The organism is Mycobacterium spongiae (assembly GCF_018278905.1).
Taxonomy (GTDB): domain Bacteria; phylum Actinomycetota; class Actinomycetes; order Mycobacteriales; family Mycobacteriaceae; genus Mycobacterium; species Mycobacterium spongiae.
Genome location: NZ_CP046600.1, coordinates 3,958,611 through 3,974,593, shown reverse-complemented (window position 1 = coordinate 3,974,593; position 15,983 = coordinate 3,958,611). Strand labels below are relative to the sequence as shown.

Below are 15,983 nucleotides of genomic sequence, written 5' to 3'. Positions count from 1 at the left end.
CTCCTCCTGGGGAACCGAAGTCGGGGCCGCGCAGACGGGCTCCAACTCATATGGAATCTCGCTATCATAGTATAGATAGCAACGAATCCCAATCGCCCGGTGGGGTTACCGTAACCCATTCAGTACTGATCGGGTCACGCCGTCGTTGCCGGATCGGATTGTCTCCCAAGAGCTGCGCCGAGCCGTGGCCCTGTGGCGGAGCTACACCGGGGTGAACTTGGTGATCAACCACTGCCCATCGATCTTGGCCATGGTCACCAACACGCTGCTCGCTGCCAGCGAAGGATCGGGATTGTCTTTGCTGGTGGTGCTTTGATCGACGAACACCAGAACGACAGCCGAATCTGCTTGCAACTCGGAAACCGCTGCGCGCATGACGTGAGCGCTGGTTTTCAGCGACTTCTTCCTGGCTGCCGGGGCCACGATCTGTTCGGTGAACTGGTCGTAGTAGGACAGAAAGTCGCCGGCGAGGTGCGACCTGGCGTTGGCGAAGTCTTTGTCGAGCGTTTCCGGTGAGTACGACAACAGCGCCACCGTGCCGTCTGACGCCGCGGTGACCGCCGCTTGCTCGGCGCTGGGGCCGGTCTGTTGATCTTGTCGGTACTGCTTGAAGTACAGCCATGCGGTGGTCGCCCCGGAAATCAACAGCAGCAGGATCAGAATCACCGGAACGGGTTTTACGGTGAGCTTCATCCGCCAGAAGTCTCTTTTGCGACGGGTGGGTTCGCCGGAATCATCGTCCGTGACTTCGTCGTCCGTGACTTCGTCGTCCGTGACTTCGTCGTCCGTGACTTGGTCGTCCGTGACTTGGTCGTCCGTGACTTGGTCGTCCGTGACTTGGTCGTCCGTGACTTGGTCGTCCGTGACTTGGTCGTCCGTGACTTGGTCGTCCGTGACTTCGTCGTCCGTGGTGTCGGCTTCGGGCCCATCGACGTCTTCTGCAGCTGGGTCGATGTTGACGACCTCGGTGACGTCGTCGATCTCTTCCGTTTGGGTCGCGTCGTCGCGCATCTCATCGCTCACGGTACGAACTCCACTTTCGACATCTTGTACTGGCCGTCTTCTTCGGTCACGGTCACTCGGAGCCGCCACGCTCGTGGTTCGTCTTTGGCCCCTGCGGAATTGGTGACGCGCGAGGTCGCCGAGACGAGGACCAATGCGGAATGTCCATCCACGGATTCGACTGCCGCCGCGTTGATCGTTCCTTCGGTGACGACCTTGGACTGTTCGACCACCTTCGTGAAATCGGCTGCCCGCTGCTGAAAGTCGTCCCTGAATTCGCCGGTAGAGCTGTCTATCACGCGCTGGACGTCGTCCTTGGCGTTGTTGAAGTCCAGGGAGGTCATGTTGACGACGCCCTGCCTGGCGCCGGCAGCGAACTTCGCCACACGGTCCTGTCTCTCGGTGGCCTGATGGTGGTGCCACACCATGTATGCGCTGAGCCCTGCGAGCGAGCAGATGACCACGATTGCGCCCGCTTTGGCGATTGTGGAGAGCTTCGGCAGGCGCAACCACCGCCGCCAGGAGGCCGGCTTCGCGGCTTCCTGCTCTGCGGCCTCATAATCTTCGGCGTCTTCGGTGTCTTCGGCGTCCTCGGCGTCTTCGTACTCGTCGTCATACTCGTCGTCGTAGTCGCCCTCGTCGTAATCGTCCTCGTAATCCGATTCGTATTCCGCGTAGTCCTCGACCTGGCCGTCCTCGGCGACATCCAGCGCTGCGCGCTTGAGCCGAGCGGCGCGTGCGCGCGCCCGGGCGGCGGCGGCCAGCGCTTCGGCCTCCGCGGCTTCCGCTTCGGCTTCCTCGGCCAACGCCATGGCGTCGGCCTTTGACTTCGCCGAATCGGTCGGTGGTTCGTTCGTCTCAGTCATTGCGGTCGCAGACTGGGAGCATCATTATCGACTGACCTCCGGTATCTCTTACGGTATCGCCCATTGCTACCATCGAAGTTCCCAGTGAACTCCGACGAGGACCGATCGAGCGGATGATCAGCCACCCGAACGCTTCCCTCTGCTTCCTGCGCAGCGGCTCAGGAAGGCCAAGGAAAGTCCGGCTGGCATCATGACCGCCGTCGACTCACCCGAAAAGATACTCTTTACCTCAACAGCCCAAGCATTTGTGCAAAAAGAAGCGCCGCTTCGCTACGTTCGAGAGCTTCATGCCGCGGGCGCTTCCTTTGACAAAGCGTGGTGGCGGCGGGCCGCCGAACTTGGATGGACGGGCCTGCTCGTCCCTGAAGAGCTCGGCGGCGGCAGTGTTTCGGGCAGCGGCGTTGCGGATCTGGCGATCGTCGCCGAACAGCTCGGTAAAACGGCAGCGCCGGGGCCCTTGTATCCGGTCAGCACTGTGCTCGCCGGTCTAGCCGACTGCGCCGACCGTCACACGCACGCCCCCATGATCCGTTCGCTGATGTCCGGTGACGCGGTTGCATCGTGGGCGGTTTCAGAACCGGGACGGGGCTGGGCGCCACTGAATCCGACGGTCACGGCGATACCGACCGAAACTGGCTACCGCGTGACTGGCACTAAGGATTGTGTCGAGGCAGGGGCGCAGAGTGCGGTGCTCCTGGTGGTAGCTCGATGCGGAGCGCAAGAGTCGGAGGTTCGCCAGATTCTGGTTCCGACTGACGCGCCGGGGGTTCAGATCACCGACCAGCGGTCGGTGGACCTGGTCAAGAAATACGCGCGAGTGCACTTCGATGATGTGGTGGTGCCGGTTTCCGCAGCTGTCGGCAGCGCGGCCGAGACAACCGGGCTGGTCGAACGGCAAAGCCAGATTGCCCAGGTGCTGCAGTGCGCCGAGATGGTCGGGATCTTGCAAACGGTGTTCGACTTCACCGTCGAGTGGGCGCTGGACCGGCACACATTCGGTCGTCCACTGGCGTCGTACCAAGCGCTCAAGCACAACTTCGCCGACATGAAGATGTGGGTCGAAGCGTGCCGGGCGACCACGGCCGCGGCGATCGCCGACGTGGCCGCGCGTGTGCCCGGGGCAGGCCTGTCGGCCAGCATCGCCAAATCGTACGTTTCAGAGATGGCCGGCCAGATCATCCAGGGCTGCGTACAGATGCACGGGGGTATTGGCGTGACCTGGGAACACGACCTACACCTCTACTTGAGGCGGGTTACGTTGTACCGCTCCATGTTTGGCACGCCGGAAGAACACAACCTGCGCGTCTATCGAGCAGAAGAAGCGGCGAGATGACCTCCACCGAATCCGTTGCCGAATTCGCCGCGCGGGCCAGAGTTTGGTTGGCGGACAACATGCCCCGTATCGATCCGGAGTCGCCCCCGCCGGTGGTTCGCGACGACGAACGGTGTTGGCACCGCGCCCGCGAACTACAAAAACGTCTGTACGAAGGCGGATTCGCGGGGATCTGCTTCCCCGCCGACTACGGCGGCCTGGGCTTGGACTACCAATACCAGCGGGCATTCGACGCGGAGTCCCTCAACTACGAGATGCCCTTGATTCTTAACACACCCACGTTCACCATCTGTTGCGCAACCTTGCTCGACACCGGCACCGAGGCGCAGAAGAGGCAACACATCGCCGCCGCGCTGCGGGGAGACGAAGTGCTGGTGCAGCTGTTGAGCGAACCGAGCGGTGGCTCGGATTTGGCCGGCGTGATCACCCGGGCTGAGCGCCGCGGTGATCGGTGGGTGATCACCGGCGCTAAGACGTGGAGCACCGCCGCGTTCGCGGCCGACTACGGGCTGTGCCTGGCCCGCACCACGTGGGATGTGCCCAAGCACGAGGGTTTGACGATGTTCCTCGTACCCATCGCTCATCCGGGAATCACGCTGCGTCGCATCACTCAGTTGACTGGCTCGACCGAGTTCTGCGAGGAGTTTCTGGACGAGGTCGACGTCGGCGACGAAGCCGTCGTCGGCCAGGTGAACCAAGGCTGGTCCGTGGCCTCGCGGCAGCTCTACCATGAGCGTCGCGCGGTGGGGATGGGCTCCGAATTCGCCAGCGGCGCCGGTAGCGAAGGTGGCCAGTCCAAACCGGTCGACTTTGTCGATCTCGCGGCGAAGACCGGTCAGGGCGATAGCGAGCGGGTCAAGGAGATGGCGGGCCGGGTGCTGGTGCATCGCGCCGTCGCCGAGCAGTTGGTCGACCACGTGTATCGCAATGTCCGCGATGGCGTGCTGCCACCCGCCGGTGGCACGCTTATCAGGCTATTCCACGCCGAGACCATGACGTGCGAGATGGACACGGCGCTTGCAATAGCGGGAGCGGCCGGCGTCGTCGGGGATCTCGGCGACGGACTTGAGGCCGGGCTGCGCTACATTTCGCGGCAAGCCGTCTGCATTGGTGGCGGAACGACGGAGATGGCCCGCAACGTCATCGGTGAGCGAGTGCTGAACTTTCCGCGGGAATACGCCGCAGACCGCGGAGCGCCGTTTAATCAGGTGCGCCACGGGCGGGCACGTTGAGCGCGCGCGTCACGCGGTGTCCGCCGGCGGCTCGATCAGGTTCTGGCCGGGCGAGGCGGGCGGCGCTCGCGAGCAATTCGTCGATGATCCGTTTCCTTTCCTCGCGCGAGACCGCCGACTTGAACGGCCCGACCTGCAGCTCCCACTGGGCGCGGCCGGCGGCGCCGAAAACCGGGGTGGTAATGACACTCACCGGAAGCTCGTCGTCGAGCGATAGTTGTGCCGGTTCGTAGGCGTTGCCTGCGAGGCTGCTGAGTCGCGAGAGGAGGCGGTCGCGCAGCTGCGCGCTTGCCGGGTGAGCAGACAGGAAGCTCACGACGTCGGCGATGACGTCAACCGTTTCGATGTCGGCGGCGCTGGCGCCCCAGACACCCACTCCGGTCTGCCGGATCACCTCGAGCACCCGCCGGAATCGGGGCGCGTCATCGGGTTTCGATCGGGCCAGCCACGCGTCCTGCTCGGCCTCGTCGGCGAAGGCGATGATAGATGCGCCCCCAGGGGGTTCTAGCGGCAACCGGGTGCCAGAGGCAAAGCCGGCCGGAACACGGCCACCGCGAGCTGCCAGTGCCACGACGATCAGCTGGTCGCCGTGAACGGTGCTCAGCCCGACGGCACAGCCGACGCGGCGAGCAAGCCCGTCGAGTTCATCGTGCACAACATCGGGATGGGGCAGCATCGGGCGAGCCCGCTCACCGATCGCGATGAGACCTGGGCCGAGCCGATAGGTCCGATCGGGAAGGCGGACGACCCAGCCCTGTTCATCCAGCGCCGCCAGGATTGCGCCGACCGTCGAGCGGCTCAGGCCCAGGCCGTCGGCGATCTCTGCCGACGACTGCGGCCGCTCTCGGACGGTAAGAAATTCCACCACCGAGATCACTCGCAGCGTGGGCGGTGAACTCGATCCTTCGCGTGGCTTGCCGGCGACCAAAACCTTCCCCTAGACTGACCGCTAGTCAAATAATCGTTTCAGTTTATACGAATATTCGTATTAGGCCATGGTGACAACGACACTTCAGCCACTCGACATCGACGGTATCGACTTCGCCAGTGACGACCGGCCGGACCTGCATGAAGTGCTGGCGAAACTTCGCAGCCAGCGGGACTACGCGATCGTCCCGTTCGCAGGAACGCGCGCGGTCCTGCTACTCACCCAGGAACTCGTCGCCGCCGGGTTCCGGGACGAAGAGACGTTTCCGTCGTGGGCGGCATACACGATGGCCACCAAACCGGTGTTGGGTCACACGATTCAGTGCATGTCCGGGCGTGAGCACCGGGTCAATCGCGCGATCGTGTCCACGCCGCTGCGACGCAACCACGTGGCGCAGTATCTGGAGCCGATCATCGAGCCGGCGATCAACGAGCTGATCGATCGCTTTGCCCATCGGGGTGAGGCCGATCTGGTTGCCGAGTTCACCCAGCGCTTCTCGCTCCTCATCAACAACCGGATGCTGGGCATCCCGGTCGAGGATGAGCAGCGGTTCTACCGCTGGGCACAGGGTCTCATCCACTACCCCTGGGACCCGGAGGAGGCGAAGCGGTGTGCGCGCGAGCTCACCGAGTACGTCATGCCGATCATCGCTGCTCGTCGAATCGAGCCCGGCGACGACATGATTTCCCGGATCGTCAGCGCGACTACCGAGGACGGTGAGCAACTCGACGACGAACAGGTGCTGTCGTTCGTGCGGCTGCTCTACCCGGTTGGTGCCGACACCACAATGCTGGCCATGGGCATTGCACTGGCCGCCCTGTTCACGCATCCTGAGCAGCTCGACCTGCTCCGATCCGACCCCGACGAACACCTCGAGTGGGCGGTCTGGGAGGCGCTGCGGTGGGAGCCACCGGTGGCGCTACTTCCGCGCGCCTGTCCCGAGGCTGTGACCTGGCACGGAATCGACATCCCGGCACAGACCCCGATGGTGTTCGCGATCACCGCCGCCAACCGCGACCCGTCGGTGTATCCCAACCCGGACCACTTCGACATCACCCGCCGGGTGACCCCGATGGTCGCCTTCGGCCAGGGCCCCCACAGCTGCATCGGAAACTGGCTGGCATTCGCGGAGCTGGTTGCCGCTCTGCGGACGCTGTTGACGCGGCTACCGAACCTTCGTGTGGCGCCCGGGGCCGCCGGTGCCGTCCGCGTCACGAGCCAAGTCGGCACCGCGCTACGCGGAGTCGACACGCTGCCGGTGCGCTTTGACCCCGCCTAGGTGTCGACAACGTCTGACGCTAGGCGCGCTCGAATCACCAAGCGCAACAACGCACTTAAAAACGAGCCCGGAGTGCGCTATCCGAGGAAACTGAGGTAGCCGGTAAGCCCACCGACCACGACAAAGGCCGCTCCCATGACGCGCAGACCGGTCGCACGTGCTTCGGCAGGACGAAGCACCACGTGGGGGATCCAGTAGTACGCAAGCCCACGCACCACAAAAGCGACGCCCAACAATGTGACAAGAGTCGGAAGCAGTCCGTCCCAGCGGAAATGGTTGACCACGACGCCGAACCCGACGAAGAGGTGCACCATCCCGGAGATGTTGACGGCCATCGGATCTGACCTATCGGCCTTGCGAGTGAGTTCGGCATAAAACGGTGTCGCGACGATGAAGGCGACCCCCGATGTCAGCAGGTACAAGCCGAGGATCTTTCCGAACATCACCGTGGTGGATTCCATGGGTGACAACCTATCCAGACTGATCGGGCAGCCAGTGCCCCCGAGCCAGGCCACCGATCACCACAGGCGAGGCACAACACGACCGGTGCGAGCGCAGTAGGCGGCGTAGGCGTCACCGAATGTCGCGCGCATCATGGCTTCCTCCCGTGGGACGCGTAGCACGTACAGCAGCCCGAATCCCGCGATGACCGGCGGCCCGGCGATCCAATTTTGGAAGAGCAAGGGTTGGCTGATCGCCAGCAGCCAGAGGGCGGCATACATCGGATGGCGCACCCGCCCGTACACGCCCTTCGTAATCAGCTGATGGTGCTCGCCGATCTGCAGGGTGACCGACCACTGCTGACCCAGGTCACGATGCGACCAGCCGAACAACCACAAACCCGCTGCAGCCAGCGCCACGCCCACCGGCGCCACCCACATCGGCATGCGGTAATCGAGAGGGTCGAACAGCGGGGTAGCCAGATAGACCAGCGGCAGCGCAGACATGGTGACGAAGGCCGCTGCCAGCAGGGCTCGCTCTGTCCCGGTGACGTAGCTGTCGTCGGCAGCGACGGTGACGGCCCGACGGGCGTGTGGCGCCCTGATCAGCGCCTGGCCACATAGCACCGCCGCACCGGCCGGCACCGGCCATCGCGCGTCGCCGTGGGTTCGCCACAGATAGATCCCGACCGCGAGCGCAACACTGCCCAACTGCATCCAATGACCATGAACACTGCCACCAAAAACCGCGCGACGCCCCGGCGCAGGATCACTCGCATGGTCATTGTCCGGGACCACGTCACCCACAGATATTAGGTTACCCTAACTTCTGGCAGGCGCGTTGCGACGGGTCCGAATTGGCGATTCCCGCCGGCCCGCCGGTGGTGTGTGGCAATCAGGCGGTCACTGGTTTAGAGGCCGGTTGGGAGACCTTCATTACCTGCATCATGTTGCCGCCCATGATCTTTTCGACGTCGTCGCGCTCAAGATCGCTAAGCTCGTCAACAAAGGAGATCGGGTCTTTGAGGCCTTCCGGGTGCGGCCAGTCGGACCCGAAGACAACCCGGTCGGTGCCCACCATCGTGACGATCTCGGTGAACCGGTCCTCCCAGAACGGGCTGATGTAGACGCACCGTTTGAACGCGTCGATCGGATTCTCGCTAAACGCGTTGGGCATCTTCTTGTAGACGCTCTTGAGTCCCTTGAACAGGGTTGGGACCCAATCGGCACCGTTTTCAATCGACAAGATGCGCAATGCGGGGTTGCGCGACAGCGCGCCATGGCAGACCAGCGCACCCATCGCATCCTCGATCGGTCGCTTGCCCATAGCGAGCATCCGGAAGGCCGTTGGCTTGAACGGCAAGAATTCGTCGCCGGGCTCCCACACATTGATCATCTCGGAGTAACCACTGTCCGACGCGTGCATTGACACCGGGATCTCCGCTCGCACGCAGGCCTGCCAGAACGGGTCGAACTCCTCGAAACCGAAGGACCGGCTGCCGCGGAAGCCAGGCACCGGGGCCGGGCGCACCAGCACGGTGCGCGCGCCCCGCTGCAGGCACCACTCGAGTTCTTCGAGCGCGCGGTCGACAATGGGCAAGGTAATCACCGGGGTGGCAAAGATGCGGTCCTGGTAGTTGAACGACCACGTCTCATACATCCACTGATTGAGCGCGTGAATGACGTCGTGGGTCATTTCCGGGTCGTCTTTCATCCGCTCTTCGACCAGGCTGGCCAGCGTGGGGAACATCAGGGCGTAGTCGAGGCCGAGCTCGTCCATGACCTCCAGCCGCGGCGCCGGTTCGCGGAAAGCGGGGATCGCTTTCATCGGCTCGCCCATCATTTCGCGGTAGCTCTTGCCGCCGCTGCCGTGCCGGAAGTACTCCTCTTGGGCGCCCGGCCTCGCGACGACTTCGAAGGTCGGGTTAGGGATGTAGTCGCTGATGTGGCCGCGCACCACAATCTTGGTGCGACCGCGCACCTGCACGTAGTCGATCACGTTCTTGCGCTTGTCCGGTAGGAACTTTGTCAGCGCCTCCTGCGGTTCGTACATGTGGTTGTCGGCGTCGAACACGGGGAAGGGAAGCTCGCGAGACGGCATGGCGATCTCCTTGGAGAAGTCTTGTTCGCGGTATGTGGTAATGACATTACCACTTTTGTAGACGCGCTACGGTGTGGGCGCGTTGATGATCGCAAAATTGACGGTCGCCGTTGCGGCGAGTTCGCCGCCTTTTTCGCTGTCGTTTTCGCCGTCGCGGAAAATGTCGACGTGCATGACGAGAGATCGCCGGCCAGCCCGCAGCACCCGGGGTATCGCCAGTGCCGACCCCTGCGTGATAGGCCTCAGATAGCGAACAAAGAGGTCGGCGGTCGTCATCGACGTACCCGGCCGCAGGTATTGCAACCCAAGGTGGCCGCCGGCTACGTCGGCAAGCGTGGCGATTAAGCCGCCTTGAAGGGCGCCGGTTGTATTGGTGACCTGCGGGCTAACCGGCATTGTCATCGCGAGCTCGGCGCCGTGCGCCACGGCTTGGCGGATTCCGAGTTGGGCGAAGAGTTCGGCCAGCGACGGCGTCGTCGACCGGTCGTCGTTGTCGCGAATGCCGAGTGCGCGGCTACAGAAGTCGAACAGCTGGCCGGCGTCTATTGGGGTACCGTTCAATTCGGTTCCCAGCCAGTGCAATCGGAGCGCGCCGAGCACGGTTTGCATGACGATGGCCGCCGCCGTTGCGATCTCCAGGCCGGGGTTGAACACGCCTTCGGTGATGCCCCGGGCCACAATGTCGCGAATCAGTTGATGGAGGGGGGAGAGAACCCCGGCATAGTCGCGTGGCCGGGTCTCGGCGAGGTGTTGGTTGTAGAGACTCAGCGCCCGATTGAGGCTGTCCTGTGCGCTTGATTCGGGCTGTGCGCTGATTCGGTCGATCACCAGCTTGAGAGCGGCGGTGCTGTCCAACCCGTCGGCCTCGGCACGCCATAGCTGTGCGGACTGCGCCATAGTCCGCTCGAACAGCGCCAGCAACAACTCGTCCTTACTACTGAAATGCTGGTAGAAGGCACGCAACGACGTCTTGGAACGCGCCACGACTTCCTGCACGGTGAAATCGGTGCGCCCCGTTTCACCGAGGATCTCGACCGCGGTCTTGATGAAACGCTCAGCGCGCGCCACTTCAGCCATGAGAATGAGATTACCGTGGTTTGCCGCGATATCCCCGAAGTTGAATCGGTGGTGGGTCGTCGGGGTCGGGTGGGGTGTCTGGCCCGGAAACCACGCCGGTCGCGATATGACGCCGATTCCGACTCGACACTACTACCCCATAGGGGTATAGTGTATTTCGTGACCACAGATATTCGCACCGACGCTTCGTCAGAGACCCCCGCCAACCCGAACCCGAGTCCGCACTGCACGTGCCAACCGTGCCGTTGTCAGCCCACCTGCGAGTGTGGAATGCCGAGCAAGTAGGGGCTCGGCGGTACCAGAGGGGTCACCCGCCGTTTCTCAAGCGACCTCGGCGGGTGTCTCATTACCTCCACCGTCAGGAACTCACCGCCGAGCCGCCTCATCTCTTTGCCAGCCCGGGGATGTGTGGGTCACCTACGTCGAAGGTGCTGACATTGGCCTATCCGTGCCGAAAACCCTTGCCGGAGCGGTCTCGCGGGTCGGGATCGATGCCGAGATAGCTGCTCCGCAGCCGGTCCCAGAGTTCGAGCTGCCCCCAGGCTGGCCAATCGCGGATCTGCTGATCGTTGGTCAAGAAGGGGTTCGGCAGCAGGAGCGTCATCATCTGTTCGTCGCGGCCGTTGTAGAGGCGCGCCCCCCAGGAGGTGGGGCAGTCGTCGTCACCGATCCGCCGATACAACTCGGCGCGCGCACACTGGCGGATCCTGCCAAGTTCGGGTCCGCTTGCCCGATGCTCACCGATGCACAGGTGGAAATGCCAGCGGCCGAAGTCGACGGTGGCGTACCCGTCGTACATCGAGATGCGCTTGGGCGGGTTCGGCGCCGCTACCTCCCAGGCTGCGCCTTCGACGATGATGCCGAACCAGATTTCGTCCCAGTACTCGTCGAAGCACAGGTGGATCAGGTTGAGCAGGCTCTGCTCGTCGGCGGGCAGTGACCAGCGTTGTTCTCGCCCTCCGTCTTCGGTCTCAACGACAGCGGGGTTGGCGGTAGTCATGGTGCCACATTATCGTCTGAAACCGACTGTGTGCATTTGAGTTTCGCCGATGATGGCCGACGGGCTCACCCGCCCCGGGCCGCGATCATCGCCGAGCGGTTCACCTTGGTTGCGGCGGTCCGCGGAATCGCGTCGACGAACTCGACCGTCTTGGGCACCTTGTAGGGGGCTAGCCGGTCTTTGGCGTACTCGATCACCTGGGGCTCGGTGAGTGGCGCCGCACTCTGTATCACCGCGTGCACCCGGCGGCCCCAGTTGGGGTCGGGCAGCCCGATGACCACGACGTCGGCAATGTCGGGGTGCCCGGCGAGGGCGGACTCCACCTCTGCCGGAAAGACATTGGCGCCCCCGGTGATGATCATGTCGGAGCGGCGGTCGAGGATGTAGAGGTAGCCGTCCTCATCCAGGTGGCCGATGTCACCTGCGCAGCGAAAGCCGTCCTCGGTCGACGGCAGCGGCGGCGCCCCGCCCAGATAGCGGTACCCGGCGCTCATGGGCGCACGCAGGTAGACGTCGCCGTCTTCGCCTGGGCACAGCGGCTTTCCATCCGCGTCAAGAATGCGGATCTCAGTGTCGCGGAAGCCGCGTCCGACGCTACCCGGATGAGTCAGCCACTCATCACCGCGTAGCGCGGTCAGCCCCAGGTTCTCGGTCATGCCGTAGGCCATCACGATCTGCTCCGGGCTGAGCAGCTCGAACCAGGTGCGCAGCAGCGTGGGCGGCATCACGGCCGCGCCCTGCAGGATAAAGACGATGCTGGACAAGTCCCGCCGACCGATGTCGGGCAACGCAGCGATGCGGTTCAGCATCGTTGGGGTGGCGGTCAAGTTCGTGATGCGATACCGCTCAATGGTGTCCACGACCAGTGCCGCGTCGAACTTTTCTAGCACCACCAGACGATCACCGCCCAGCAGGAACCCGAAGGTGGCGAACCCGTTGGTGTGATACATCGGCGCGGGCACCATGATGGTCTGCGGCCTCGCCACCGGTGTCCACGCCGCCAGAAACGGTTCGCCCTGCTGCGAAATCCACACTGACGGCGCCAGGTTGAGAATCACCTTGGGTATGCCGGTCGACCCACTGCTGCAGATTCCGTTGGTCATCGGGGAAATGGCTGTGGGAACGGGCTCTTCGGACTCTCCGGCGGCGCGGGCCGCCAGCGTCCACCGGCTGCTCTCGTCGAGGACCACTGCCGGTTCGATCACCATGCGCACCCGGCCACGTTCCCATTCGGGCAGGTCCCAATGCATCGGAATGGGAACCGCACCGATCTTCCAGCACCCCAAGGTTGCCAGCACCAGATGTTGCGAATTCGGGATCGCGAGTGCGACCCGGGAACCCGTGTGGGCGCCGTTGCCCGCCAGCGCCCGCCCCCACTGGTTCGCTTGGGCGTCCAGCTGACCGAAAGTCAGCGAGTGCGCAGTGCCATCGGGCGCGACAATCGTTGTCGCTATCTCGCCGGGTCGTTGTTCGGCGAGCTCCCCGAGCTTGGTTCCAAACGGGATTGCGTCCCTCATGCCGAGACCGGCCCAGTGAACAGCGTCTCCACCGAGCCGTCGTGAACACTGGGTATGAGGCGCAGGCTCAGCGCTTCGGCGCCCAGGGGCAACCGGATGAGTGGTTGGGTGTGTCGATCGAGCACGCTGACCTCGGATTCGTCGCAGAAGCCGAGGGCGCCGAGCAACTGATGAGCGGTGCGCAGTAGCTGGTGTGCGGTGTCGGCGGCCTTGAGCCGGAGCACCAGCGCATCGGCCGCGCGAGCTCGTGCGGTAATCGATCCCAGTCGGCAGAGGGTGTACTTGGCCAGCTCATGCAGTCCGGCTACCGCGACATAGGCATCCGCGACGACGAACCTGACAGCCTGGAATTCCGCCAGGGGCTTACCGAACTGGACCCGAGCTTGCACGTGCTCAGTGGCGATGTCCAGGCAGCGCTGAACCGCCCCCAGAATCCGCCACGACCCCAGCACGAGATACAGGTCGACGTCGGCAGCCGGGACGGTGCCGTTGGGTCCAGTCAGGTTGACCGGCGCCAGAAATGGGCCCAATGTGGCATTCGGTCGCGATACTGGCTGGGGGCGGTACCGATTGCGGTCGAGGTCGGCCGCGACCCAATCACCGGGCAGATCGCCGTGGTCGACGCGAGGCGCTCCGGGATTCACGAGGGCTAGCCGCGCGCCATCGATCGCCAGCAGCTCCTCCACGATCGGGTAGGGAAGTGCCGTCGCGCCCGCCGCTTGGCACAGTACCGCGGCGGCCAGGAGGTCTACTGGTGCCGAGCGGACATCGAGGTCGAAGGCTCCCAGCTCGCTCAGGGCCGCACGCGCGTCCTGTCGGACGTGGTCATCTGTCTCGGCCCGCAGCGCTGCTGCCGGACCACCCAGTCGAGCCAGGCGTTTGACCACCACGGCGGCGAAGTCAGTAACGTCCTGGGGCAGTTCGGTATTCACCGATGTCCTCCGAGGACTTCGTGTGCTACCAACATTCGCTGCACTTCGATGGTGCCCGACGCGACGGTGGCTGCCTGCGCGTAGCGCCAGTGGTCTTCGACCGCCCCGCGCAATGCCGCGGTGCCGCCGCCGTCCAACGCGGATGGACCCAGTACGTCGAAGAGCAGCTCGGCGATCTGCTGATCGCAGGTGGTGGCCGCGATGCGGGCGGCACTGGCCGCCGCATCCGCCGACGGGTCGTCGCGTAGCGACACCGCCCGATAGGCCAGCAGCCTGGCCACGCGCAAGTCGGCCAGCGCGCGCACCCAGCGGGCGCGAATCGATTCGGGCAACTGGTCCCAGTCGTCACCCAGGTGAGTTTGCATCCGGTCCAGCAGCGATTCGCACCGCGCGTACCGGGCGATACCGACCCGTTCAAATGCCAGCGCCGCACGCATTATCTGCCAACCATCGCCGGGCTCGCCGAGTACCTCGTCCGGAAACGCCCGCACCCCGTCGAGGAACAGTTCGTTGAGGTGATGCGGTCCCAGCATCGAGGAGATCGGCCGGACGGTGATACCGGCGCGTCCCATCGGAATCAGGAATAGCGTAAGCCGCTGCGACTTTGGGGCGTCGGGGTGAGTACACGCCGCGAGCACACACCAGGATGCCATTTGCGCATATGACGTCCACACCTTCTGGCCCGTAATGCGCCAACCCGTTTCGTCCGGGCCATCCGGTACGGCACTGGTCCGCAGCGACGCGAGATCGGTGCCCGCCTCCGGCTCGGAAAATCCCTGGCACCAGACCACCTCGCCGGAAGCGATGGCGCTCAAGTGTTTGGCTTTCTGCTCGGCCGTTCCGTAGCGCATGAGCGCAGGCCCGACCCAATTGATGCCCATGTATTGGGGACCGCGTGGTTCGTGGTGGGCCCACATCTCCTCGCGCAGCACCGTTTGCTGCCAGATCGAGCCGCCGCTGCCCCCGTGCTCCTTCGGCCAAGCCAGCGCCAGCAGCCCCTCCGAGGCCAGCAGTTTGCAAAAAGATTCTGTGATCGCGAGGTCTTGTGGATCGTCGGTGCAGGCACCGAGGAAGTCCGGCGGAATGTGATCAGATATCAACTGCCGCAAATGCTTCCGCAGGCTTCCAGCATCGTCGCCGAGGTCGTAATCCATCGTCTCATCCCTTCGGCAGCCCGAGCAGCCGCTCGGCGATGATGTTGCGTTGGACTTCGGACGTACCGCCGTAGATGGTCGCGGCCAGGGATTCCTGGCGTTCGAAGAGCAAATCGGGTTCGGTCACCGAAGACGGGCCGCCCGCCGCTGCGCCGAGTTCCCACACGCGTTGCAACGTCTCCGATCCGAGGAGCTTCAGGATGTCGGCTTCTGGACTGGGTCGTCCAGCGAGTTCGTTGCCAAGGGCGCGGTATCCGGTGGCCCGCAGTGCCTCGGCATCGGCAAGCAGCGAGCCGAGTTCGGTGTAGATGTCTTCGTTGCGGGTGCCCCGGATGAAGTCAAGCCCGCGTTTGATGTCCACCCAGTTCATGATCCAGATCATTTGGCGTTCGTGATTCAGCGATGACAACGCGACGTTCCACCCGTCGTGCAATTGACCCAGCAGATTGTCGACCGGCACCGACACATCGTCGAGGAAGACCTCACAAAACGTCTCGTCCGAGGTCCCGCTGCAGCTCGAGGCCATCCGGATCGGTTCGATCCGCACACCGGGCGCGCGCAAATCCAAGACAAAGCACGAAATGCCACGGTGTTTCGGTGCGTCGGGATCGGTGCGCGCATACAGCGTGCACCACCGGGAGAGGTGGGCCTGTGTTGTCCAGATCTTGTGACCGGTGATCCGAAACGCGTCGTTGTCGCGCTCGGCTCGGGTACGCAGGCCAGCGAAATCCGATCCGGCCTCCGGCTCGGACATGCCCAACGCCCACCATTCGTCGCCGCGCAGCAGGGGCACAAGTAGGCGCTCGATCTGCGCGGGCGTGCCGAATCGGCGGAGGGCGGGTGCGGCGACATTGGGGCCGGCGATGTTGGGCAGTTTGGGCGCGCAACGCATGGCAGCCTCGAGCCGGATTTCCATCGCCTCCCGCAAGCCCAGTGATCGGCCGCCGTGCTTGCGCGGCCAGGTGGGCTGCAGCCACCCCGATCCGAACGTCGCGCGCTGATACTGGCGCTGCAGGCCGACATCCCAACGGTATTGGTGATATTTCTCGTAATAGTCAGCGGGAAGAAAGTTCGCTAGCCATTCCCGGAATTCGGCGACTACCGGGACTATTGGGCGCTCTG

General features: G+C 64.1%; 15 protein-coding genes. 3 read left to right on the top strand and 12 right to left on the bottom strand.

Annotation, left to right across the window (positions count from 1 at the left end; translation table 11 throughout):
• Positions 1 to 201: 201 nt before the first annotated feature.
• Entirely contained in the window at positions 202 to 1,023 is an 822-nt protein-coding gene (locus F6B93_RS23795; RefSeq protein WP_425518462.1) for a hypothetical protein, read from the bottom strand.
• Positions 1,020 to 1,868, bottom strand: a complete 849-nt coding sequence (locus F6B93_RS16085; RefSeq protein ID WP_211695965.1) for a hypothetical protein — start codon at positions 1,866 to 1,868, stop codon at positions 1,020 to 1,022. The genes F6B93_RS23795 and F6B93_RS16085 overlap by 4 nt, the downstream gene beginning before the upstream one ends.
• 190 nt (positions 1,869 to 2,058) lie before the next feature.
• Here F6B93_RS16085 and F6B93_RS16080 point away from each other — a divergent pair, with 190 nt between their 5' ends.
• Both F6B93_RS16080 and F6B93_RS16075 read left to right on the top strand, forming a co-directional pair.
• On the top strand, positions 2,059 to 3,201 hold the full coding sequence (locus F6B93_RS16080; protein ID WP_211695964.1) for an acyl-CoA dehydrogenase family protein: 1,143 nt from the start codon (positions 2,059 to 2,061) through the stop codon (positions 3,199 to 3,201).
• A complete protein-coding gene (locus F6B93_RS16075; protein WP_211695963.1) occupies positions 3,198 to 4,433 on the top strand; it encodes an acyl-CoA dehydrogenase family protein in 1,236 nt (411 codons plus the stop codon). Before F6B93_RS16080 ends, F6B93_RS16075 begins: the two co-directional genes overlap by 4 nt.
• Here the strand turns inward: F6B93_RS16075 and F6B93_RS16070 are convergent.
• Positions 4,402 to 5,301 carry a helix-turn-helix domain-containing protein gene (locus F6B93_RS16070; protein ID WP_281426166.1) on the bottom strand — a complete coding sequence of 300 codons (900 nt, stop codon included), beginning with the start codon at positions 5,299 to 5,301 and terminating at the stop codon, positions 4,402 to 4,404. The genes F6B93_RS16075 and F6B93_RS16070 overlap by 32 nt on opposite strands.
• Before the next feature lie 130 nt (positions 5,302 to 5,431).
• Between F6B93_RS16070 and F6B93_RS16065 the strand changes: the two genes are divergently transcribed.
• Entirely contained in the window at positions 5,432 to 6,640 is a 1,209-nt protein-coding gene (locus tag F6B93_RS16065) for a cytochrome P450 (protein ID WP_246540807.1), read from the top strand.
• A gap of 77 nt (positions 6,641 to 6,717) precedes the next feature.
• On the opposite strand, the gene F6B93_RS16060 is transcribed toward F6B93_RS16065, so the two are convergent.
• The 9 genes from F6B93_RS16060 to F6B93_RS16020 form a co-directional block, all read right to left on the bottom strand.
• The gene (locus F6B93_RS16060; RefSeq protein WP_211695960.1) at positions 6,718 to 7,101 is read right to left on the bottom strand and encodes a hypothetical protein; all 384 of its coding nucleotides are present in this window, start codon (positions 7,099 to 7,101) and stop codon (positions 6,718 to 6,720) included.
• A gap of 57 nt (positions 7,102 to 7,158) precedes the next feature.
• Complete coding sequence (locus F6B93_RS16055) at positions 7,159 to 7,887, bottom strand: protein-S-isoprenylcysteine O-methyltransferase (protein ID WP_211695959.1); 729 nt, start codon at positions 7,885 to 7,887, stop codon at positions 7,159 to 7,161.
• An 88-nt stretch (positions 7,888 to 7,975) separates the two neighbouring features.
• Positions 7,976 to 9,181 carry an amidohydrolase family protein gene (locus F6B93_RS16050; RefSeq protein ID WP_211695958.1) on the bottom strand — a complete coding sequence of 402 codons (1,206 nt, stop codon included), beginning with the start codon at positions 9,179 to 9,181 and terminating at the stop codon, positions 7,976 to 7,978.
• A 66-nt stretch (positions 9,182 to 9,247) separates the two neighbouring features.
• Positions 9,248 to 10,258, bottom strand: a complete 1,011-nt coding sequence (locus tag F6B93_RS16045) for a hotdog fold thioesterase (RefSeq protein ID WP_211695957.1) — start codon at positions 10,256 to 10,258, stop codon at positions 9,248 to 9,250.
• Positions 10,259 to 10,700: 442 nt separating this feature from the next.
• On the bottom strand, positions 10,701 to 11,258 hold the full coding sequence (locus F6B93_RS16040; RefSeq protein ID WP_211695956.1) for a DUF7676 family protein: 558 nt from the start codon (positions 11,256 to 11,258) through the stop codon (positions 10,701 to 10,703).
• Between the two features lie 65 nt (positions 11,259 to 11,323).
• A complete protein-coding gene (locus tag F6B93_RS16035) occupies positions 11,324 to 12,775 on the bottom strand; it encodes a class I adenylate-forming enzyme family protein (RefSeq protein ID WP_211695955.1) in 1,452 nt (483 codons plus the stop codon).
• Complete coding sequence (locus tag F6B93_RS16030; protein ID WP_211695954.1) at positions 12,772 to 13,707, bottom strand: acyl-CoA dehydrogenase family protein; 936 nt, start codon at positions 13,705 to 13,707, stop codon at positions 12,772 to 12,774. The genes F6B93_RS16035 and F6B93_RS16030 overlap by 4 nt, the downstream gene beginning before the upstream one ends.
• Positions 13,704 to 14,861 (bottom strand): acyl-CoA dehydrogenase family protein, encoded by a 1,158-nt coding sequence (locus F6B93_RS16025; RefSeq protein WP_211695953.1) that lies wholly within the window; start codon positions 14,859 to 14,861, stop codon positions 13,704 to 13,706. The genes F6B93_RS16030 and F6B93_RS16025 overlap by 4 nt, the downstream gene beginning before the upstream one ends.
• A 4-nt stretch (positions 14,862 to 14,865) precedes the next feature.
• Complete coding sequence (locus F6B93_RS16020) at positions 14,866 to 15,972, bottom strand: acyl-CoA dehydrogenase family protein (protein WP_211699545.1); 1,107 nt, start codon at positions 15,970 to 15,972, stop codon at positions 14,866 to 14,868.
• Positions 15,973 to 15,983 lie beyond the last annotated feature (11 nt).

Coding starts and splice junctions, on each gene's coding strand:
- F6B93_RS16085 (WP_211695965.1), bottom strand. CDS start 1,868: ATGACTGAGACGAACGAACCACCGACCGATTCGGCGAAGTCAAAGGCC.
- F6B93_RS16080 (WP_211695964.1), top strand. CDS start 2,059: ATGACCGCCGTCGACTCACCCGAAAAGATACTCTTTACCTCAACAGCC.
- F6B93_RS16075 (WP_211695963.1), top strand. CDS start 3,198: ATGACCTCCACCGAATCCGTTGCCGAATTCGCCGCGCGGGCCAGAGTT.
- F6B93_RS16060 (WP_211695960.1), bottom strand. CDS start 7,101: ATGGAATCCACCACGGTGATGTTCGGAAAGATCCTCGGCTTGTACCTG.
- F6B93_RS16050 (WP_211695958.1), bottom strand. CDS start 9,181: ATGCCGTCTCGCGAGCTTCCCTTCCCCGTGTTCGACGCCGACAACCAC.
- F6B93_RS16045 (WP_211695957.1), bottom strand. CDS start 10,258: ATGGCTGAAGTGGCGCGCGCTGAGCGTTTCATCAAGACCGCGGTCGAG.
- F6B93_RS16040 (WP_211695956.1), bottom strand. CDS start 11,258: ATGACTACCGCCAACCCCGCTGTCGTTGAGACCGAAGACGGAGGGCGA.
- F6B93_RS16035 (WP_211695955.1), bottom strand. CDS start 12,775: ATGAGGGACGCAATCCCGTTTGGAACCAAGCTCGGGGAGCTCGCCGAA.
- F6B93_RS16025 (WP_211695953.1), bottom strand. CDS start 14,861: ATGGATTACGACCTCGGCGACGATGCTGGAAGCCTGCGGAAGCATTTG.